Raw genomic sequence first — 21,237 nt, 5'->3', positions numbered from 1 at the left:
CTCTGACGGCGGATGAATTCGTTCGTCATTAGCTTGACGAACGCCGACTGCCGGCGGCGACGCGTCTGCTGACATAGCGTGTGTCATCGCTGTGCTCTCAAAAGCGATGTGGCTGGTCACATCTCAAGAGGGAGGGCGCTAGGCCGCATCGGGCCCTGGACGCTTTTCGCCGACAAGTTTTCACTTCCATGAGTGAGACTGAATTTCTCGTGGGTGAAATCGCTCCCGCATGGAATCTGCATACCTCGCATTCGGTGAGCGCGGCGCAAAGCGAATCGACCGTTTAAAAGTCAGGGCCAAGGTCAATCTTTAGAGCTACAGGTTCCTGATGGGAGGTCCTTTGATGAGCAAGCTTATTCGCCACATGGCGGGCGCCGCCATGATGGCAATAGCGCCGATGACGTACGTGGTTGCGGTGTCTCCGGGGATGAGCTCGGCTCAACCCCCAGACTGCGGTCCGGGGAACTGGTGGAACCCGGGAGCCAATGCTTGTCAGCCGTTGGGGGCGCCGCCGCCGCAAGATTGCGGCCCGGGTAACTGGTGGAACCCGGGAGCCAATGCGTGTCAGCCGTTGGGGGCGCCGCCGCCGCAAGATTGCGGCCCGGGGAACTGGTGGAACCCGGGAGCTAATGCTTGTCAGCCGTTGGGGGCGCCGCCGCCGCAGGATTGCGGTCCGGGCAACTGGTGGGACCCAGGGGCCAATGTGTGCCGCCCCGTCGTGCCACCGCCGCCGTCTTAGAGCCGGAGCGCGGGGGAGTTGAGCGCGGCCCCGGTGGCGCGCAAACAAAGCCGTATCAAGTCGTATATCGGTCTTACGAGTCGCCGAGTGCCCTCGGTGAGATTCGAACTCACACTGTACGGGTTTTGAATCCGTTTCCTCTGCCAGTTGGGATACGAGGGCGCGGCCTCTTACCTTAGAGGCAGCCTCCCACCATAGAGGATCAGGAGTGCCCGCCAGTCTCACCGCCCCCGAGGTCGCTGGTCTGAGGCGGTCACGACACAATATTTGTCATGACAGGCCCCACGACCGACACCGACGCCGCTGTGCCGCGCCGGGTCCTGATCGCTGAAGACGAAGCGCTCATCCGAATGGATCTCGCCGAGATGCTCCGGGAGGAGGGTTACGAGATCGTGGGCGAGGCCGGCGACGGGCAGGAAGCCGTCGAACTGGCCGAGCGCCATCAGCCGGATCTGGTGATCATGGATGTGAAGATGCCGCGCCGCGACGGCATCGACGCGGCCTCGGAGATAGCCAGCAAGCGCATCGCCCCGATTGTGGTGTTGACCGCCTTCAGCCAACGCGACTTGGTGGAGCGGGCGCGGGACGCCGGCGCGATGGCCTATCTGGTGAAGCCGTTCACCATCAGCGACCTCATCCCGGCCATCGAATTGGCCGTCAGCCGCTTCAGCGAGATCGCCGAACTCGAACGCGAGGTGGCCTCGCTGTCCGACCGACTGGAGACCCGCAAGCTCGTGGAGCGCGCGAAAGGGCTGCTGCAGAGCGAACAGGGCATGACGGAGCCCGAGGCCTTCAAGTGGATTCAACGGGCCGCGATGGACCGCAGGACCACGATGAAGCGGGTGGCCGAAGTCGTCCTCGAGACATTGGATCCGTCCAAAGACGCCTGACTGTGCACCCACGGCGTCCGATGTGCGCTGGTGGCGACGACACGCCGACGCCAGCCGCCGTGGTTGCACAGTGAAGGCCGCCAGCGGCGGTAAACCCTAGCGCGCGACGATCACCGACGAGCCGTGCCCGAACAGCCCCTGGTTGGCGGTCACCCCGACGGTGGCGTTCTCCACCTGCCGGCCGGTCGCCTGGCCACGCAGCTGCCAGGTCAGCTCGCAGACCTGAGCGATCGCCTGGGCGGGAATCGCCTCGCCGAAGCACGCCAGCCCGCCCGACGGGTTGACCGGCACCCGGCCGCCGATGGTGGTGGCGCCGCTGCGCAGCAGCTCCTCCGCTTCGCCCTTGGGGCACAGCCCCAGGTGCTCGTACCAGTCGAGTTCCAGCGCGGTGGACAGGTCGTAGACCTCGGCCAGGCTCACGTCTTCGGGCCCGATGCCCGCCTCGGCGTAGGCCGCATCGAGGATCTGGTCCTTGAACACCCGCTCCGGTGCGGCCACGGCGGCGGTGGAATCCGTTGCGATGTCCGGCAATTCGGGCAGATGCTGCGGGTAGCGGGGGGTGACGGTGCTGACCGCACGCACCGACGGCACGCCCTCGAGCGAGCCGAGGTGCTTGCGGGCGAACTCGGCGCTGGCGACGATCAGCGCCGCGGCGCCATCGGACGTGGCGCAGATGTCGAGCTGCCGCAGCGGGTCGGAGACCACCGGACTTGCCAGCACGTCCTCGACCGAAGATTCCTTGCGGTAGCGGGCATTCGGGTTCTGCAGGCCGTGCTGGGAGTTCTTCACCTTCACCGCGGCGAAGTCCTCGGACGTCGCGCCGTAGAGGTCCATCCGCCGGCGCGCGAGCAACGCGAAGTACACCGGATTCATCGCCCCGATGAGGTGGAAGCGCTGCCAGTCGGGGTCGTTTTTGCGTTCGCCGCCGACCGGCGCGAAGGCGCCCTTGGGTGTGGTGTCGGCGCCGATGACCAGAGCGACGTCGCAGAAGCCGGCCAGGATGTGGGCGCGGGCGCTCTGCAGCGCCTGGGAACCGCTGGCGCAGGCGGCGTAGCTCGAGCTGACCGGCACACCGTTCCAGCCGAGCTTCTGGGCGAACGTCGACCCGGCGATGAAGCCCGGGTAGCCGTTCCGGATGGTGTCGGCGCCCGCGACCAACTGGATCTGCTGCCAGTCCAGCCCGGCCTCGGCCAGCGCGGCCCGCGCGGCGACCACCCCGTATTCGGTGAAGTCGCGGCCCCATTTGCCCCAGGGATGCATTCCGGCGCCGAGGATGTAGAGCGGTTCCGGAGCGCTCATGAGGCCACCTTCCACGCGTGCACGAGGCGTTCGACGCCGTCGTCGTCGGTGAACAGCGGCATCGTGGTCAGCTCCATCTCCATGCCGACCTTCAGATCCGCCGCCAGCGTGCCCTCGACCACCTTGCCCAGCACGATGATTCCCTCGCCGGCCAGTTCCACCGCGGCGATGGCGAACGGCTCGAACGGGTCCGCCGCCGGGTAGGGCGCCGGTGGGGGATAACGATTCTCGGTGTAGCTCCACAACGTGCCCCGGGTCGACAACGCGACGGGCTCTAGGGCATCGCTGGCGCACGCCGGGTTGGGGCAGTTGTTCTCCCGCGGCGGGAAAACGTAGGTGCCGCACTCGGGGCACTTGCTGCCGATCAAATGGGGATTTCCGGCGTCATCGGTGGCGAACCACCCGTCGATCGCGGGTTCATGAGTGGTGACCTCGGGCACTGGGCCAGACTACCCAGCGCACACCCAAAACTGAAACGTGTTGCAGTTCTCCCGGTGGCGCGGTTGGGGCGCCCAGCCCGTCACACCGGGTGCTTAGAGTGAGACGCGTGCCCGCCACCAAAACCACCACGAAGGCCAGCGAGGAACAAACCGCGCCGACGCTGATGCTGCTGGACGGCAACTCGCTGGCGTTTCGGGCGTTCTATGCGCTGCCCGCCGAGAACTTCAAAACCCGTGGCGGGCTCACCACCAATGCGGTCTACGGCTTCACCGCGATGCTGATCAACCTGCTCCGCGACGAAGCCCCGACGCATATCGCCGCGGCCTTCGACGTGTCCCGCCAGACTTTCCGCTCCGAGCGCTACCCGGAGTACAAGGCCAACCGCTCGGCGACGCCCGACGAGTTTCGCGGCCAGATCGACATCACCAAGGAAGTCCTCGCGGCGTTGGGCATCACCGTGCTCGCCGAGGAGGGGTTCGAGGCCGACGACCTGATCGCCACCCTGGCCACGCAGGCCGAGAACGAGGGCTACCGGGTGCTGGTCGTCACCGGCGACCGCGACTCGTTGCAGCTGGTCAGCGACAACGTGACGGTGCTGTATCCCCGTAAGGGGGTCAGCGAGTTGACCCGGTTCACCCCGGACGCCGTCGTCGAGAAGTACGGGCTGACGCCTCGGCAGTATCCCGATTTCGCCGCCCTGCGTGGCGATCCCAGCGACAACCTGCCGGGCATTCCGGGCGTGGGGGAGAAGACCGCCTCCAAATGGATCGGCGAATACGGGTCGCTGCAGGGGCTGGTGGACAACGTCGACTCGGTGCGCGGAAAGGTGGGCGACGCGCTGCGCGCACATCTGGCCAGCGTCATCCGCAACCGCGAGCTGACCGATCTCGTCAAAGACGTGCCGCTGGCCCAAACCCCGGACACGTTGCGGCTGCAACCGTGGGATCGCGACCAGATTCACCGGCTCTTCGACGACCTGGAGTTCCGGGTATTGCGCGACCGGTTGTTCGAGACCCTCGCCGCGGTGGAGCCCGAGGTCGACGAGGGCTTCGACGTGCGCGGCGGCGCGCTGGAAGCCGGCGAGCTGGCCGTGTGGCTGGCCGAGCACAGCTCGGGTAAGCGGTTCGGCCTGGCCGTCGTCGGCACCCACCTGGCCTACGACGCCGACGCGACCGCCCTGGCCATCGTCTCCGCCGACGGCGAGGGCCGCTACATCGACACTTCCGAGCTGGATCCCGAAGACGAAGCGGCGCTGGCGTCTTGGCTGGCCGACCCCGGACCGCCCAAGGCGCTGCACGAAGCCAAGCTGGCGATGCACGACCTGGCCGGGCGGGGCTGGACGCTGGCAGGCGTCACGTCCGACACCGCGCTCGCGGCCTACCTGGTGCGCCCCGGGCAGCGCAGCTTCTCCCTCGATGACCTTTCGCTGCGCTACCTGCGCCGCGAACTTCGCGCCGAAAACCCTGAACAGCAACAACTTTCGCTGCTCGACGATAACGAGGGCACCGACGACCAGGCCGTGCAGACGCTGATCCTGCGCGCGGTGGCGGTGCTGGACCTGGCCGACGCGCTCGACGAGGAGCTGGCGCGCATCAACTCCACCTCGTTGTTGAGCGGCATGGAGCTGCCGGTGCAGTCGGTGCTGGCCGGCATGGAAAACGCCGGTATCGCAGTCGATTTGGATCTGCTGAGCGAGCTGCAGAGCGATTTCGCCCACCAGATCCGCGACGCGGCCGAGGCGGCGTATGCGGTGATCGGCAAACAGATCAACCTGGGCTCGCCAAAACAGCTGCAGGCGGTGCTCTTCGACGAGCTGGAGATGCCGAAGACCAAGCGCACCAAGACCGGCTACACCACCGACGCGGATGCGCTGCAATCGCTTTTCGACAAGACCGGCCATCCTTTCCTGCAGCATCTGCTCACCCACCGCGATGCCACCCGGCTCAAAGTCACCGTCGACGGGTTGCTGAATTCGGTCGCCTCGGACGGGCGCATCCACACCACGTTCAACCAAACCATCGCCGCGACGGGCAGATTGTCGTCGACCGAGCCGAATCTGCAGAACATTCCTATCCGCACCGAGGCGGGGCGGCGGATTCGCGACGCGTTCGTCGTCGGCGACGGCTACGGCGAGCTGATGACGGCCGACTACAGCCAGATCGAGATGCGCATCATGGCCCACCTCTCCAAGGACGAAGGCCTCATCGAGGCGTTCAACACCGGCGAGGACCTGCACTCCTTCGTGGCTTCGCGGGCATTCGGCGTCCCGATCGAAGAGGTCACCGCCGAGCTGCGCCGCCGGGTCAAGGCGATGTCCTACGGCCTGGCCTACGGATTGAGCGCGTACGGCCTTTCCGCCCAGCTGAAGATCTCCACCGAGGAAGCCAAAGACCAGATGGAGCAATACTTCGCCCGATTCGGGGGAGTGCGCGACTACCTGATGCAGGTCGTGGAGCAGGCCCGCAAGGACGGTTACACGTCAACGGTCTTCGGCCGCCGGCGCTACCTGCCCGAACTCGACAGCAGTAACCGTCAGGTGCGCGAAGCGGCCGAGCGCGCGGCGCTCAACGCGCCGATTCAGGGCAGCGCGGCCGACATCATCAAGGTGGCGATGCTCGAAGTGGACAGGGCGATCAAGGATGCCGGGCTGGCGTCCCGGATCCTGTTGCAGGTGCACGACGAGTTGCTGTTCGAGGTCGCGTCGGGCGAGCGGGAACAGCTGGAGGCGTTGGTACGCGACAAGATGGGCAGCGCCTATCCGCTGGATGTCCCGCTGGAGGTCTCGGTGGGTTACGGCCGCAGCTGGGACGCTGCGGCGCATTAGACGACTAGCGCGCCGAACCAGGGAGTGTCATGAACGCAGGCTGGATCGTTCCTTTCATCGTCCTGGGCGGCGCGCTGCAGACGTGCGGAGCCGCCATGAACGGCCAGCTCTACAAGCACCTGATCAACCCGTGGCTGGCGTCTGCGGTCTCATTCGCGGTGATCACCGTTTTCTTCATCGCCGCGTTCGCGTTGATGCCGAAACCGCTGCCCACCGCCAGGGATGTCGCGTCGATGCCCTGGTGGGCCGTGGTCGGTGGCCTGGTCGGCGCCGTCCAGGTCTATGCCGGCCTGACCCTGGTCAACCGGGTCGGGGCCGGCACTTTCATGGGCATCACCGTCACGTCAGCCCTCGTCATGTCGCTGGTGATCGACCATTTTGGCTGGTTGAGGCTCGATCCTCATCCGATCACGCTGCCCAGGGCCCTCGGCGGCGTGCTCATGGTGTGCGGCGTAGTGCTGATCGCCAAGTTCTGACTGGTGGCTCGTCCGAACTTGCCGCACGTCGTGTCCGCGTCAGACTTGCCGAGGTATGAGCGGCCGAGTTTGGCCAGCATGTGCCCAGTCGAGTAGCCTCGACAGGTAAATCCCAATTGTCCCTACGACCAAACCTGTCCGGAGCAACCCAACAACATGCCGAGTCCCGCCGTCACCTCGCCGCAAGTAGCCGTCAACGACATTGGCTCGAGCGAGGACTTTCTCGCCGCAATAGACAAAACGATCAAATACTTCAACGATGGCGACATCGTCGAGGGCACGATCGTCAAAGTGGACCGGGACGAGGTGCTCCTCGATATCGGCTACAAGACCGAAGGGGTCATCCCCGCCCGCGAACTCTCCATCAAGCACGATGTCGACCCCAATGAGGTCGTTTCCGTCGGTGATGAGGTCGAAGCCCTGGTCCTCACCAAGGAGGACAAAGAGGGCCGCCTGATTCTGTCCAAGAAGCGCGCACAGTACGAGCGCGCCTGGGGCACCATCGAGGCGCTCAAGGAGAAGGACGAGGCCGTCAAGGGCACCGTCATCGAGGTGGTCAAGGGTGGCCTGATCCTCGACATCGGGTTGCGCGGCTTCCTGCCCGCCTCGCTGGTGGAGATGCGCCGGGTGCGCGACCTGCAGCCGTACATCGGCAAGGAGATCGAGGCCAAGATCATCGAGCTGGACAAGAACCGCAACAACGTGGTGCTGTCGCGGCGCGCCTGGCTGGAGCAGACCCAGTCCGAGGTGCGCAGCGAGTTCCTCAACCAGCTGCAGAAGGGCGCCATCCGCAAGGGTGTCGTGTCCTCCATCGTCAACTTCGGCGCTTTCGTCGACCTCGGCGGGGTGGACGGTCTGGTGCACGTCTCCGAGCTGAGTTGGAAGCACATCGACCACCCGTCCGAGGTGGTCCAGGTCGGCGACGAGGTCACCGTGGAGGTGCTCGACGTCGACATGGATCGCGAGCGGGTTTCGTTGTCGCTCAAGGCGACTCAGGAAGACCCGTGGCGCCACTTCGCCCGCACCCACGCCATCGGCCAGATCGTGCCCGGCAAGGTCACCAAGCTGGTTCCGTTCGGTGCGTTCGTGCGGGTCGAGGAGGGCATCGAAGGTCTGGTGCACATCTCCGAGCTGGCCGAGCGCCACGTCGAGGTTCCCGACCAGGTGGTCGCCGTCGGCGACGACGCGATGGTCAAGGTGATCGACATCGACCTGGAGCGCCGCCGAATCTCGTTGTCGCTCAAGCAGGCCAACGAGGATTACACCGAGGAGTTCGACCCGGCGAAGTACGGCATGGCCGACAGCTACGACGAGCAGGGCAACTACATCTTCCCCGAAGGCTTCGACTCCGAGACCAACGAATGGCTCGAGGGATTCGAGAAGCAGCGCAACGAGTGGGAAGCCCGCTACGCCGAGGCCGAGCGCCGGCACAAGATGCACACCACGCAGATGGAGAAGTTCGCCGCCGCCGAGGCCGCCGGGCCCGCCGAGCAGTCCCCGGGCAACGGTGCTCCTCCGGAGAAGGCGGGCGGATCGCTGGCCAGCGATGCGCAATTGGCCGCTCTGCGGGAGAAACTCGCCGGCAACGCGTGACGCTTTCCTGACCACGCCATGCTGCGCATCGGGTTGACCGGTGGCATCGGCGCCGGCAAGTCGGCGCTGTCGTCCACCTTTGCGCAGTGCGGCGCAGTCATTGTCGACGGGGACGTCATCGCCCGAGAGGTGGTGCGGCCGGGCACCGAAGGGCTGGCGGCGCTCGTCGAGGCGTTCGGTGATGACATCCTGCTGCCGGACGGATCGCTGGATCGACCGGCGTTGGCCGCCAAGGCGTTTCGCGACGACGAGGCCCGCAAGACGCTGAACGGGATTGTCCACCCGCTGGTGGGCAATCGCCGTTCGGAGATCATCGCCTCGGTGCCCGAGGATTCGGTTGTCGTCGAGGACATTCCGCTGCTGGTCGAGTCCGGCATGGCGCCGCTGTTTCCGCTCGTCGTCATCGTGTACGCCGACGTCGAGGTGCGGCTGCGGCGCCTGGTCGACCAGCGCGGCATGCCCGAGGACGACGCCCGCGCCCGGATCGCCGCGCAGGCCAGCGACGAGCAGCGCCGCGCGGTCGCCGATATCTGGCTGGACAACTCCGGCAGCACCGAGCAGTTGGTGCAGCGGGCCCACGACGTGTGGAACAACCGCATCCTTCCGTTCGCACACAACCTGAGCGCCCACCAGATCGCCCGGGCTCCGGCCAGATTGGTGCCGCCCGATTCGAGTTGGCCGGACCAGGCGCAACGAATCGTGAATCGCTTGCGGACCAGCTGCGGTCATCGTGCGCTGCGGGTCGACCACATCGGCTCGACCGCCGTGCCGGAGCTCGCCGCCAAGGACGTCATCGACGTCCAGATCACCGTGGAATCCCTCGCCGTCGCAGACGAACTCGTCGAGCCGTTGCTGTCCGCCGGGTACCCGCGCCTGGAGCACATCACCGAGGACGTGGCAAAGGACGACGCCCGCAGCACCGTCGAGCGTTATGACCACACGAGCGATCCGGCGCTGTGGCTCAAGCGGATTCACGCCGCAGCGGATCCCGGTCGACCCACCAATGTGCACATCCGGGTGGGCGGCTGGCCCAATCAACAGTTCGCCCTGCTGTTCGTGGACTGGTTGACGGCCAACCCGGAGGCCCGCGCAGACTATCTGAACGTCAAGCGCACCGCCGAAAGGTCCGGTGGCGGAGACATCGCGGGTTACGTCGAGGCGAAGGAGCCGTGGTTCCTCGACGCCTACCGCCGGGCCTGGGAGTGGGCCGACTCGACGGGCTGGAAACCCTAGGCTAGGGCAACGGTGCCCCGCACTGCAGCGTCCCGTTCATCGGGTCCGCACTGCCGGCCACCGGCCTGACCAATTGGTCGGATTGGACGAAAACGTTGTCGTCCACGTCGATCTCGCAGTGCACGTTCGCCGAGTACGGGAAGCGCACCACCACGCGCATGCCGGCCAGCTGTGGATCGGGCAACACCGTGTCGGCTTCGAATGCGTTGCCGGGCATCGAGCTCAGCCCGGCCGTGTTCGTCTGACCGCCGTTGATGACGAAGGTGGCCTGACTCCCCGTCGTGACGCCGTCGATCCTGGCTCGATAGGTGATGTTGTGCAGATCCGCCCGTGCCGTTACCGGATTCAACACGGCGATAACGGATACGGCGGCGATCGGCAGCAGACCGCGGGCTGTGCAGCTCATAGGAGCTGAGATTACGCCCGACGTAGCACGGTTCACCAGGCTGGCCATCGGGCCGTCGGCGGCTACCGCACCCGCCAGGTTAGCTGCATGCCGTGGTGTGCCAGCCACCGCGACAGGTCATAGCCGTTGGCCGCCAACCCATCCACGGCGGCCACGGCGCGTCGCACCGCCTGCTCGGCGGCCTCGGGGGTCAGCAGGCCGTGGCGGACGGCGTCCAGCAGCTCGTCGACATCGGTGAGGTCGGCTCTGGCGCCGGTGCGCACCTCGATGTCCAGATAGTGATCCTCGGAGTGCCAGGACGTGGGGCCGGGCAGGTATTCGCCCACGTCCAGGTAGTAGTCATGGTCGCGTTCATGCCCGGGATTGAAGTGAAACACGGTGGCGCGCAAGCCTAACGACGGCAGCAGCCACGACTCGAGGTAATGGAACTGGGCGCGACCGGGAGTGGGGCGGGCGACGTAGAGGCCCCACGGGTGCACCGCATACTCGTCGACGGTCCGCACGATGCCCTTGGGATCGGTGTTCGTGCGGGCCGAAAGATCGAACGTCTCGTGCTTCGGCGGGTGAATGATGTCACCCTACCGCCGCTGCGCGATCCCTCACCGGCGCAACCGAATCTTCCATCGCACGAAGCCGGCGTAGAACAGCGACAAGGCGGCCAGCATGCCCATGTCGAGCAGCCAGATCTTCGGCGCGTGTTGCCAGAACCGATCCTGGGACAGCAGCGAATCGGGCACCAGGTGGCGCAGATCCACCGTCGAGGATGCCGCGGCATAGCCCCAGCGCGCCGGCATCGCCCAGGACAACTGGTTCAAGCCGAGCCGGCCGGTCACCGGCACCATCCCGCCGCACAGCACCAGCTGGGCCATCACCGTCACCACGAACAGGGGCATGATCTGCTCGCTGGAGCGCACCAACGACGAAATCGCCAGTCCGAGAATGGCCGAGGCGACACACGTGGCCGCGACGGTGGCGAACAGCTCGAAGGTGGCCCCGACGGTCGAGTGGCCGAACAACACCCCGCCGCGCGTCGGGGCGCTCTTGCCGATCACCACGATTGCCGTGACGATCGCCGACTGCAGTATCGCGAAACCGCAGAACACCGCGGTCTTGGCGAGCAGGTAGGCGGTGGTCGACAACCCGACCGCCTGCTCGCGCTGGAAGATGGGGCGTTCGCCGACCAGATCGCGAATTGTCAAGGCGGTGCCCATGAATGCCGCCGCCGGCATCAGCAATGCCAGTATCTGGGCGGCTTCGTCGGGTGTGCCCGCATTCGGTGCGGGGATATGAAAGCCGTTGTTGCCCGGCACCGTCAGCGACAGCGAGCCGAGGATGAAGGGCAGCAACGCGAGGAAGACGAAATAGGCGCGGTCGGCGATCACCAGGCGGACCTGCCGGCGGGCGATGGTGGAGATCTGGCGCCGCACGCTGGTGTGAACCGGTTCACCGAGGCCGCTCGGCTCGTCGGTCTTGTCCGGCAGGTGCCTCTGGGGCCGCTTTTGCGCCTCGTTCTGTTCCAGGAAGCGGCGGTTGGCTTCGTCGGGGTCGGCGCCGACCTGGGTGAAGATCTTCGCCCAGTTGGTGGTGCCCATCGCCCCACCGATCTGGTCGGGCGCGCCGCAGTAGGCGGTCTTGCCGCCGGGAGCCATGAGCAATACCTGGTCACACACGTCGAGGTAGGACAGCGAGTGCGTCACCACCAGCACGACCCGACCGGCATCGGCCAACTGGCGCAGCATCGTCATGACCTGCAAATCCAGGGCGGGATCCAGACCCGACGTCGGCTCGTCGAGGATCAGCAATGACGGCCCGGTCAGCAGCTCGAGCGCCACCGAGGCGCGTTTGCGCTGTCCCCCGGACAGCTTCTCCACGCGGGTATCGGCATGCTTGGTCAGGTCGAGTTCGTCGAGCACCTGGGCGACGACCTTGGCGCGGTCGGCTTTGCTGGTGTCCGGTGGCAGCCGCAGCTCTGCGGCATAGCCCAGCGCCTGGTTGATGGTCAGCTGGCGATGCACCACGTCGTCCTGCGGGACCATGCCGATCCTGCTGCGCAGGGATGCGTACTCGGCGTGAATGTCGTGGCCCTCGAAGGCGACTGAGCCCGAGGTCGGTGTGGTGTAACCGGCGATGAGCCGGGCCAGGGTGCTCTTTCCGGCGCCCGAGCCGCCGATCACGGCGGTCAGCGTGCCGGGGCGCGCGGTCAGCGAGATGTCGTCCAGCAGTTGTTTGCCGTCGTCGACGACGTACTTGACGTTGCGCACCTCGAGTCCGCCGGTGCGGGCGGCGGCGCTGGTGTGTTCGGTCAGGGTGCCGTCGCGGAACACCAGGTCGACGTTGCCGATGGTGACGATGTCGTCCTCGGACAGGATGGCGGACCCGACCCGGGTGCCGTTGACGAACGTTCCGTTGACGCTGTTGTCCCGGATCTCGGTGCCCAATTGGGTGGGCACCAAGCTGGCGTGCTGGCGTGACGCCAGGACATCGGAGACCACGATGTCGTTCTCGGGGGCGCGGCCGATCGTCATCGCGCCTGCCGTGCCGGCGGCCGACGACGCGCGCGGCGAGAGCAATTTCACAAAACGTGTCGCCAGGTTTGACACGTCGGCCGTCTTGGTGTCGATCACGGTGAATTCCGCCGCAGGTGTGGCGGACGGCCGCGGCGGTGCCTTGACCTCGCCCGCGCCGGGCGGTGTGACGTGCAACCTTGCCGGCGAGCTTGGGTCGATGACGGTCAGTTCCTCGGGTGGCGGGCCTCCGGGCGGCACGCGGGGCGGTGGCGCCTGTCGCGGCGGGGCATTCGGGGGTCCCGCCGGCTGCCGGGGTGGCACGGGGCGCGACGGCGCACCCTGCCCACCGGTGCGCGCCGGGCTCCTGTCCGGGCCGCCCTGCCGCGCCTGCGGGCGCTGCGGCGGCCGCGTCGGATTGGTTTGCTCAGCCAGCGCCGACCAGGCCAGGGTCGGCGGGCCGGAGTCGTGGCTTGGCCGCGTGCGGGGCGGCAGGCCGGCATGGCCGGTCTGCGGTCCGATCGCGAAGGTCAGGCGCGGACCGTGGGGGTTTCCGACGTGGAGGCTTTGGCCGTCATGGATATCGACCACCGGCATCCGGTAGCCGTTGAGGTAGGTCCCGTTCAGCGAGCCGTTGTCGATTGCCAGCCAACGGCCTTGATCGAACCGCAGGATCAGATGCGCGCGCGAGATGCGCGGATCGACGATGCGCACATCGGCCTGCACGTCGCGACCGACGACCACCTCGTGGCCGGCCGCGAAGGATCGTTGGGACCCGTCATGCCGAATTGTCAGGATGGGCGGGGCGGGTCTTGTCACTATTCAAGTATCGGCCCGAGTTGACAGTGCTCTGTATTGGACCCGGCTGTGACTTCGCTTTGTTTCTGCGCCGCGACTCATAGCGCATTCATAGCCTGCTGCGACGAATCGCCCACTGCTGTGCGGCATTATTCGATCGGGAGGCTGCAATCTTCGATTGTGTCCGTGCGTGCCGAGCACAGTGTCGTATCGGCAGACTGCAAGACGGAATAGAGGGCCCAATCGCGATGCGCAGCCCGTGGTGTGCGATCCGCATCACACGCGGCGACACCCGGGCGGTGCCGGGACACGAGGGGGCAAGGCATTGACGAACGAGCACAAGGGGACCACCCGGCGCATCGGCGCCGGGCGGCAGCTGCTGAGCAATCCGCGACAAGCCGGTGGGGCGTTGCGCGCCGGTTTTCACTCGTTGCCGGCCATGCCCATCGGTCAGCTGTTCCGCCGCATACCGCGCGTCGATTCGGCACCGAACGCGGAACCCGTGGTGGCACAACAGAAAAACGAGTCCTCTGCGGCGCGCCTGGCGGTATCTAACGGCGCGTCGTTCGCCGGCTACACCATTCTGCGGCAGCTTGGCGCCGGCGGAATGGCCGAGGTCTATCTCGCGCTGCATCCCAGGCTGCCCCGCCGTGACGTGATCAAGGTGCTCGCCGAGGCGGTGACCGCCGACCCCGAGTTCCGCGACAGATTCAATCGGGAGGCCGATCTCGCGGCGACGCTGTGGCACCCCCACATCGTCGGTGTGCACGACCGGGGCGAATTCAACGGGCATCTGTGGATTTCGATGGACTACGTCGAGGGCACCGATGCCTCGCGGCTGGTCAAGGAGAACTACGCGGAGGGGATGCCGATCCGCGAGGTGTGCGCCATCGTGCAAGCGGTCGCGGGCGCGCTGGACTACGCGCACGATCGCGGCCTGCTGCATCGCGACGTCAAGCCCGCCAACATCCTGCTCACCCATCCCGAAGAGGGAGAGCGTCGAATCCTGTTGGCGGACTTCGGTGTGGCACGTCACCTCGGGGACATCAGCGGGATCACCGAAACCAACGTCGCGGTGGGCACGGTGGCGTATGCCGCGCCCGAGCAGCTGACGGGTTCTCCCATCGACGGCCGGGCAGACCAATATGCTTTGGCCGCAACGGCTTTCCATCTTCTCACCGGAGCACCTCCGTTTCAGCATTCGAACCCGATCGCGGTGATCAGTCAGCACCTGCACGGGGATCCGCCGCGGCTCAGCGATTTCCGGCCCGAGCTGGCGGCGCTCGACGAGGTGTTTCTTCGGGCCCTCGCCAAACGGCCCGAAGAGCGGTTCGAGCGCTGCCGCGCGTTCGCCACCGCCGTCCGCGAATCACTAGATGACGGCGCCGAACTCGGCGGCGGGGCCGGGGCCCGCGCCGCCGTCTCGTCACCGCATCGCCGGCGCGGGCCCGGCGGCGCCGTCGTCGGCCTGGCCCAACGGTTTTCGTCGAAGACCCGGTGGGCGGCCGCGCTGGTGTGCGCGGTGCTCATCGCCGTCGCGGCGACCTGGTCGATCCTCTACTCCGTGCAGCCCGACACGCGCCCGGCCAACCCCGCGCTCGCGTCGAAACCCTCCGTCCCGGCCCCGAGCGCCGCACCCGGTCCCGGCGGGCCGGTGCGCGGACCGGTGCTCAACGGGACTTACCGGCTGGACTACGACCAGACCAAGCGCACCACCAACGGCGTCTCGGTCCGGCACGCCGGGGCCGCCACCAGCTGGTGGGCCTTCCGGTCGGTATGCACAACCGACGGATGTGCGGCCACCGGCACCCAGCTGGACGACGCCACCCACCAACTCGTCGACACCACCGACGGCGGGCAGAGCGACACCCTGCGCTTCGTCGGCGGCTACTGGCAGGGCACTCCGACCCAGCGGCGGGTGGGCTGCACCCCGCCCAATGGCCCGGTCGCGGCCACTCAGCAGGAAACCATCGGGTGGTCGCTGGCGCCGCAGGCCGACGGCACGCTGCGCGGCACCTTGACCGAGACCGTGCTGAGCAATGAGTGCGGCGCCCAGGGGGCGGTGGTGCGGGTGCCCGTGGTGGCCACCCGGACCGGCCAGACGCCCGCCAAGGTCACGTTGAGCGACCCCAACCAGGCGATCAATGCCTCGACCACCGCATCCGCCCCGGCGCCGCCGGTGCTCGGCGGGCCGTGCGGCGACGTCGGCAAGGTCGCCTACGACCCGACCAACAGCGAGGAGATCGTCTGCGAGGGCAGCAGCTGGGCCAAGGCGCCGATCACGATGGGGGCGCACGCCGCCGGCAGCTCGTGTGACCGGCCGGGCACGCCGGTGTTCGCCATGAGCACGTCCAGCGACGGCTACCTGCTGCAATGCGATCCGATCACCCGGACCTGGACGCGGCCGGCGGGGTAGTTTCCCGGGTACCACCAGGCGAGCCCCGAATCCGCTACCGCGACCAGCTCGCCGACACTTGTCGGTGATCGGTTCTACCCTGGTGCCATGGCATTCGCCACGGAGCACCCCGTAGTAGCGCATTCGGAGTATCGCGCTGTCGACGACGTCGTGCGCGTCGGCGGCGACTTCGAGGTCGTCAGCCCGCACGATCCCGCCGGGGACCAGCCGGCCGCCATCGAGGAGCTGGAACGCCGGATCAAGGCGGGGGAGCGCGATGTCGTGCTGCTCGGCGCTACCGGTACCGGGAAGTCGGCCACCACCGCGTGGCTCATCGAGCGACTGCAGCGGCCCACCCTGGTGATGGCGCCCAACAAGACGCTGGCCGCCCAGCTGGCCAACGAGCTGCGAGAAATGTTGCCGCACAACGCGGTTGAATACTTCGTCTCGTACTACGACTACTACCAGCCCGAGGCGTACATCGCGCAGACCGACACCTACATCGAGAAGGACAGCTCGATCAACGACGACGTCGAGCGGCTACGGCATTCAGCGACGTCGTCGCTGCTGTCGCGCCGGGACGTGGTCGTGGTGGCGTCCGTGTCGTGCATCTACGGCCTGGGCACACCGCAGTCGTACCTGGACCGCTCAGTCGAGGTGCGGGTGGGCGCCGAGGTGCCGCGGGATGCGCTGCTGCGGCTGCTGGTCGACGTCCAGTACACCCGCAACGACCTGTCGTTCACCCGCGGCTCCTTCCGGGTGCGCGGCGACACTGTCGAGATCATCCCGTCCTATGAAGAGCTGGCGGTGCGCATCGAGTTCTTCGGCGACGAGATCGAGGCGCTGTACTACCTGCACCCTCTGACGGGCGACGTGATCCGCCAGGTCGATTCGCTGCGGATCTTCCCGGCCACCCACTACGTCGCCGGCCCGGAGCGGATGGCGACGGCGATCTCGACGATCGAAGCGGAGCTGGCCGAACGGCTCGCCGAGTTGGAGGGGCAGGGCAAGCTGCTCGAGGCGCAGCGGTTGCGGATGCGCACCAACTACGACATCGAGATGATGCGCCAGGTCGGGTTCTGCTCGGGCATCGAGAACTACTCCCGGCACATCGACGGCCGGGGTCCAGGCTCGCCGCCGGCGACCCTGCTGGATTACTTCCCGGAAGACTTCCTGCTGGTCATCGACGAATCCCACGTCACCGTGCCGCAGATCGGCGGCATGTACGAGGGCGACATGTCGCGCAAACGCAACCTGGTCGAATACGGATTCCGGTTGCCGTCGGCGTGCGATAACCGCCCGCTGACCTGGGAGGAGTTCGCCGACCGGATCGGGCAGACCGTGTACCTGTCGGCCACCCCGGGCCCCTACGAGCTCAGTCAGTCCGCCGGCGAGTTCGTCGAACAGGTGATCCGGCCCACCGGCCTGGTGGACCCGAAGGTGGTGGTCAAGCCGACGAAGGGGCAGATCGACGACCTGATCGGCGAGATCCGGAAGCGCACCGAGGCCGACGAAAGGGTCCTGGTCACGACGCTGACCAAGAAGATGGCCGAGGACCTCACCGACTACCTGCTCGAGATGGGCATTCGGGTGCGCTATCTGCACTCCGAGGTCGACACGCTGCGCCGGGTGGAGCTGCTGCGCCAGCTGCGGCTGGGCGAGTACGACGTGCTGGTCGGCATCAACCTGCTGCGCGAGGGCCTGGACCTGCCCGAAGTGTCGCTGGTGGCGATCCTGGACGCGGACAAGGAGGGCTTCCTGCGCTCGTCGCGCAGCCTGATCCAGACCATCGGCCGCGCCGCCCGCAACGTCTCCGGCGAGGTGCACATGTACGCCGACACCATCACCGATTCGATGAAGGAGGCCATCGACGAGACCGAACGGCGGCGGGCGAAGCAGGTCGCGTACAACGAGGAACACGGCATCGACCCGCAACCGCTGCGCAAGAAGATCGCCGACATCCTCGACCAGGTCTACCGCGAGGCCGACGACAGCGAGACGGTGGAGATCGGCGGGTCGGGGCGCAATGCATCCCGCGGCCGCCGCGCGCAGGGCGAGCCGGGTCGCGCGGTCAGCGCCGGGGTGTTCGAGGGCCGCGATACGGCCAGCATGCCGCGCGCCGAACTGGCCGACCTGATCAAGGACCTCACCGCCCAGATGATGGCCGCGGCCCGTGACCTGCAGTTCGAGCTGGCGGCGCGGTTCCGTGACGAGATCGCGGACCTGAAGAAGGAACTGCGGGGGATGGACGCCGCCGGCTTGAAATGAGTTTGCTGGCAACATATCTCCCGCTCTTGCCGCCGCGAAAGCCCATACGGTAGAAGAGTGACCGACGCGGCGACCATTACCGGAGGCTGGCGTGAGCTGCTGGGCGCGAGGTATCTGAGGACCTCCGTACTGCTGGCCGGCGGGGTAGCGCTGTACGCCACCAACGAGTTCCTGACCACCAGCTTGTTGCCCAACACCATCGCAGAAATCGGCGGCAGCCGGCTCTACGCGTGGGTGACCACCCTGTATCTCGTCGGCTCGGTGGTCGCGGCCACGATGGTCAATCCGATGCTGCTGCGCGTCGGTGCGCGCGCGTCATATCTGCTGGGGCTCGTCGTATTCGGCGTCGCCAGCCTCGTTTGCGCTGCCGCTCCGACCATGCATGTGTTGATTGCTGGCCGGGCCATGCAGGGGGTGGCCGGGGGATTGCTGGCCGGCCTGGGTTATGCGGTCATCAACTCCGCCCTACCCCGCTGGTTGTGGACTCGCGGCTCCGCGCTGGTGTCGGCGATGTGGGGGGTCGCGACGGTGGTCGGCCCCACCACGGGCGGCCTGTTCGCGCAGTTCGGCATCTGGCGGTGGGCGTTTGTCGCGATGGCCGTCCTGACCGGCCTGATGGCTCTGCTGGTCCCGGTGGCGTTGGCCCGCGTCAGCCCGCCGAGCGGCGTCCCCAAGATGAGAGTCCCGGTGTGGTCGCTGCTGATCATCGGGCTGGCCGCGCTGGCCGTCAGCGTCGCGCAGATTCCGCACAACGCCGCCGCGACGTATGGGCTGCTCGCGGCCGGCGTCGGCCTGGTCGGCGTGTTCGTGGTCGTCGACTGGCGCATGCACGCGGCCATCCTGCCGCCCAGCGTGTTCACTTCCGGCCCCCTGAAGTGGATCTACCTCACTATGGGCGTGCTGATGGGCGCGGCGATGGTGACCACCTACGTGCCGTTGTTCGGACAGCGGTTGGCGCACCTGACGCCGATCGCGGCCGGGTTCCTGGGGGCGGCGCTCGCGGTGGGCTGGACGGTCAGCGAGATCGTCAGCGCCTCGCTGGAGCACCCGCGGACCATCGGGCGGGTGGTCCTCGTGGCGCCGCTGGTGGTGGCGGCGGGACTGGGGCTGGGTGCCGTGGCGCGGCACGGCGACGACTCCGGCTGGACCGCCGCGCTGTGGGCGGTCGCCCTGCTCGTCGCCGGCATCGGGATCGGGATGGCCTGGCCGCACCTGTCGGCCCGCGCGATGGCGTCCGTCGCGGACCCGGTCGAAGGCGGGGCCGCATCCGCGGCGATCAACACCGTCCAGCTGACCTCCGCGGCGATCGGCGCCGGTTTGGCCGGTGTTGTCGTCAACACCGCCACGGGCGGGGACCAGATGGCGGCGCACCTGCTGTTCACGGTGTTCACCGCGTTGAGCGCGGCCGGTGTGGCCGTGTCCTATGCCGCGACGCGCGCCACCCGGCAGGCCCAGCCGGTCGGCGCCGGAGGCTGAGCTCAGTCCCGCGCTGTGCCGGCCGCGTGGCAAATCACCGCGTGGACTTCACAACCTGCGAGTAGTGGAATTGCCATCGCTCGACGATGCGGAAGCCGAGATAGCCCGGGAATCGGTACGCCGGAGCGCGCCCGAACGCGTTTCCGGGCGGCAGCGATCGCCCGGCTTGATGGTCGGGCAGCGAGTTGTCCTTATTGGTGATGGTCCAGATCGCCGGGCATTTGTTGATTTTGGCGGTCGTCAGCCACACGGCGACGTGCCCGTCCCACAGCGACCCGACCTTGGGGCCGTACGCGCCGCGCTCGACGTCGATCAGCGACCGGAAGGCCGCCGGCCGGGTGGCCAACAGCGCGCGAATCGGGCCGGGCCGCCACGGCACGGTGTTGTCGACCATCAGGCAATCGCCTGGGGCGGCGTGCGAGCTGATCAGATCGGCGACCTGGCTGTAGTCCCACCCCTCCTTGGCGTACGGCCAGCGCTGGACGAACAGGTAGTCGGGGACGGCCGCGGCGACGAAAAGCGCGACAAGACCGGCGATCAGCCACCCCCGGCGCCCGACGGTGACGATGCAGATCGCCAGCACAACGGCCATCGCCGGCGTGGTCAGGATCAGGTAGCGGGGGAAGTACATCGGCTCGCCGACCGCCGAGTAGATGACGACGGCGGCGGTGGGCAATACCACCCACGCGATGCAGCTGGTCAGCAGGCGAGCTATGTCGCCCGGCGGGGCGGGCGCGCCGGCCAGTCGAGCGGCGACCGCGGCCACCATGATGACCGCACTGAGCACCGCGAACGGAACGCTGTGGTCGAAGTATTGGCGTTGGGTGATGTCGAAGGCGTAGTGCCAGCTGACCGGGAAAAGCCAATTGACCTGGAACGCCTGCCCGTGCGCGAACAGGATGAACGGCGTCATCGCACCCAGCGCGACGGCCGTGCTGGCCGCCCACCAGATCGTTGGAAACCTGCGGGATCCTTTGGCGGCCACCAGCGGCAGCATCGCCGCGTAGACGAGGACGAGCAGGATCAGGTTGAGGCTCAGCAGAATCGACGCCATCAGCGCCACGGCGTAGCCGACCCACAGCCAGGGCCGGCGCCGCCGCACCGCGGCGACGAACAGGACCGTCAGCCAGATCGCCGCGGCCACCGACATCGCATACGAGCGGGCCTCGATGCCCGCCCACGTGATGCGCGGCAGGATCGCGAAGACGACTCCGGCGCACACCGCGGTACCGCGGCTGGGGGTGAACTGCCTGGTCAACACCACGACGCCGGCCGCGGCGACCCCGACTGCCAACGCGCTCGGAACGCGCGACCAGAACTCGGTGGGCGGGAAGATGGCGAACCAACCGTGCATCAGCAGGTAGTAGGCGCCATGGACGGCGTCGATGTGGCCCAGCAACCGCCACAGCTCTGGCAGCGTCCGGCTGGCCGCAGCCGATATCGTCGCGCCCTCGTCGAACCAGAGCGACGGCCGGCAGGCCCAGGCGGCGCTGACGACGGTGGCGAACAGCGCGTTCGCCCAGGGATCGAGCAATCTGCCGCGCGCAGGCCCGCACACCGGTTGGGAGCCAACAGCCCCGGCACGCGGTTGCAAAGTGGGCTCGACGGTGGGCATGGACATGATGCTTGTTACTTTAAGTCGCTGGTCATGCAGTCGGTCACAAAGCGTCCGGCGCATTCGCTATGCGGGTGTTGATTCACGAAAAGCGGCGTAATGCAATGCCTTCCACGCCGGGCGCGTGCAGGTGAATGTTCTGCCATTGTCGATATCCTCCGTTGCCGCAGCCAAAACCCGCAAATTGCGGACGCGCCACGCCGCGTCGTGTCGTTGATCTGTCTCCTCTGTATCGAGCAAACGCGCTACTGTCTTGGGTTGGCTGACCAACCGAAACTGG

14 protein-coding genes and 1 tRNA gene are annotated in these 21,237 nt (G+C 67.3%); 8 read left to right on the top strand and 7 right to left on the bottom strand.

The features are described 5' to 3' along the window. Positions 1 to 827: 827 nt before the first annotated feature. Positions 828 to 901, bottom strand: a tRNA-Leu gene (locus tag AC5Y4T_RS21295). Between the two features lie 110 nt (positions 902 to 1,011). Here AC5Y4T_RS21295 and AC5Y4T_RS21290 point away from each other — a divergent pair. Continuing rightward, on the top strand, positions 1,012 to 1,629 hold the full coding sequence (locus tag AC5Y4T_RS21290) for an ANTAR domain-containing response regulator (RefSeq protein WP_064952729.1): 618 nt from the start codon (positions 1,012 to 1,014) through the stop codon (positions 1,627 to 1,629). Positions 1,630 to 1,725: 96 nt separating this feature from the next. Here the strand turns inward: AC5Y4T_RS21290 and AC5Y4T_RS21285 are convergent, their stop codons facing one another. Next, entirely contained in the window at positions 1,726 to 2,928 is a 1,203-nt protein-coding gene (locus AC5Y4T_RS21285) for a lipid-transfer protein (protein ID WP_499921838.1), read from the bottom strand. Next, entirely contained in the window at positions 2,925 to 3,368 is a 444-nt protein-coding gene (locus tag AC5Y4T_RS21280; protein WP_499921836.1) for a Zn-ribbon domain-containing OB-fold protein, read from the bottom strand. Before AC5Y4T_RS21280 ends, AC5Y4T_RS21285 begins: the two co-directional genes overlap by 4 nt. A 164-nt stretch (positions 3,369 to 3,532) precedes the next feature. On the opposite strand from AC5Y4T_RS21280, the gene polA reads away from it, so the two are divergent. From polA to coaE, 4 genes are all read left to right on the top strand, one after another. Then, the gene (gene polA, locus AC5Y4T_RS21275) at positions 3,533 to 6,193 is read left to right on the top strand and encodes a DNA polymerase I (RefSeq protein WP_499921850.1); all 2,661 of its coding nucleotides are present in this window, start codon (positions 3,533 to 3,535) and stop codon (positions 6,191 to 6,193) included. 29 nt (positions 6,194 to 6,222) lie between these two features. Beyond that, on the top strand, positions 6,223 to 6,669 hold the full coding sequence (locus AC5Y4T_RS21270) for a DMT family transporter (RefSeq protein WP_499921834.1): 447 nt from the start codon (positions 6,223 to 6,225) through the stop codon (positions 6,667 to 6,669). A 156-nt stretch (positions 6,670 to 6,825) separates the two neighbouring features. Further along, complete coding sequence (gene rpsA / locus AC5Y4T_RS21265) at positions 6,826 to 8,262, top strand: 30S ribosomal protein S1 (protein ID WP_499921832.1); 1,437 nt, start codon at positions 6,826 to 6,828, stop codon at positions 8,260 to 8,262. Positions 8,263 to 8,280: 18 nt separating this feature from the next. Continuing rightward, positions 8,281 to 9,495, top strand: a complete 1,215-nt coding sequence (gene coaE, locus AC5Y4T_RS21260; protein ID WP_499921830.1) for a dephospho-CoA kinase — start codon at positions 8,281 to 8,283, stop codon at positions 9,493 to 9,495. 1 nt (position 9,496) lies between these two features. On the opposite strand, the gene AC5Y4T_RS21255 is transcribed toward coaE, so the two are convergent. The 3 genes from AC5Y4T_RS21255 to AC5Y4T_RS21245 form a co-directional block, all read right to left on the bottom strand. After that, positions 9,497 to 9,901, bottom strand: a complete 405-nt coding sequence (locus AC5Y4T_RS21255; protein WP_499921828.1) for a hypothetical protein — start codon at positions 9,899 to 9,901, stop codon at positions 9,497 to 9,499. Between the two features lie 62 nt (positions 9,902 to 9,963). Beyond that, on the bottom strand, positions 9,964 to 10,404 hold the full coding sequence (locus AC5Y4T_RS21250) for a ribonuclease FAU-1 family protein (protein ID WP_499921826.1): 441 nt from the start codon (positions 10,402 to 10,404) through the stop codon (positions 9,964 to 9,966). A gap of 96 nt (positions 10,405 to 10,500) precedes the next feature. Continuing rightward, positions 10,501 to 13,227 (bottom strand): ATP-binding cassette domain-containing protein, encoded by a 2,727-nt coding sequence (locus AC5Y4T_RS21245; RefSeq protein ID WP_499921848.1) that lies wholly within the window; start codon positions 13,225 to 13,227, stop codon positions 10,501 to 10,503. Positions 13,228 to 13,642: 415 nt separating this feature from the next. Between AC5Y4T_RS21245 and AC5Y4T_RS21240 the strand changes: the two genes are divergently transcribed. The 3 genes from AC5Y4T_RS21240 to AC5Y4T_RS21230 all read left to right on the top strand — a co-directional run bounded on the left by AC5Y4T_RS21240 (position 13,643) and on the right by AC5Y4T_RS21230 (position 19,342). Further along, entirely contained in the window at positions 13,643 to 15,619 is a 1,977-nt protein-coding gene (locus tag AC5Y4T_RS21240; RefSeq protein ID WP_499921846.1) for a serine/threonine-protein kinase, read from the top strand. A gap of 87 nt (positions 15,620 to 15,706) precedes the next feature. Beyond that, complete coding sequence (gene uvrB / locus AC5Y4T_RS21235) at positions 15,707 to 17,866, top strand: excinuclease ABC subunit UvrB (RefSeq protein WP_499955224.1); 2,160 nt, start codon at positions 15,707 to 15,709, stop codon at positions 17,864 to 17,866. Between the two features lie 57 nt (positions 17,867 to 17,923). Continuing rightward, the gene (locus AC5Y4T_RS21230) at positions 17,924 to 19,342 is read left to right on the top strand and encodes an MFS transporter (protein WP_499921822.1); all 1,419 of its coding nucleotides are present in this window, start codon (positions 17,924 to 17,926) and stop codon (positions 19,340 to 19,342) included. A gap of 34 nt (positions 19,343 to 19,376) precedes the next feature. On the opposite strand, the gene AC5Y4T_RS21225 is transcribed toward AC5Y4T_RS21230, so the two are convergent. Next, on the bottom strand, positions 19,377 to 20,963 hold the full coding sequence (locus tag AC5Y4T_RS21225; protein ID WP_499921820.1) for a mannosyltransferase: 1,587 nt from the start codon (positions 20,961 to 20,963) through the stop codon (positions 19,377 to 19,379). Positions 20,964 to 21,237 lie beyond the last annotated feature (274 nt).

Source organism: Mycobacterium sp. NGS11, from assembly GCF_059813315.1.
The sequence above is the reverse complement of the archived record's forward strand: the minus strand, read 5'-3'. Positions and strand labels throughout refer to the sequence as shown.